The organism is Mycobacterium sp. 050272 (assembly GCF_039023525.1).
Lineage (GTDB): Bacteria > Actinomycetota > Actinomycetes > Mycobacteriales > Mycobacteriaceae > Mycobacterium.
In genome coordinates, this window is the sequence record NZ_JBCHKV010000071.1 from 1 (window position 1) to 209 (window position 209).

Genomic DNA, 209 nt, shown 5'->3' on the forward strand with positions numbered 1-209 from the left:
ACGTCGGGGCGGTATTGGGTGGCCAGGCGGGCCAGGTCGGCTTCGGCGTGGGTGCGGGTTTCGATATCGACCCAGCCCGGCAACTGGTGATAGAAGCGGCGAATCACCGCGACATGCTCGACACCTAACCGGCCGTCGCGTTGGGCGGCGGCGGTCGCGGCTAGCACCGGCGCCAACGGTTCCCCGGTCAACGCGCGCCGCTCGCCTAG

Annotated in this window: 1 protein-coding gene; it reads right to left on the reverse strand. The window is 70.3% G+C overall.

The window, feature by feature from the left end; all coding sequences use genetic code 11:
• Positions 1–209, reverse strand: a 209-nt coding sequence (locus tag AAHS21_RS32015; RefSeq protein WP_342931268.1) for a DUF222 domain-containing protein, incomplete at both ends; no start/stop codon positions are given.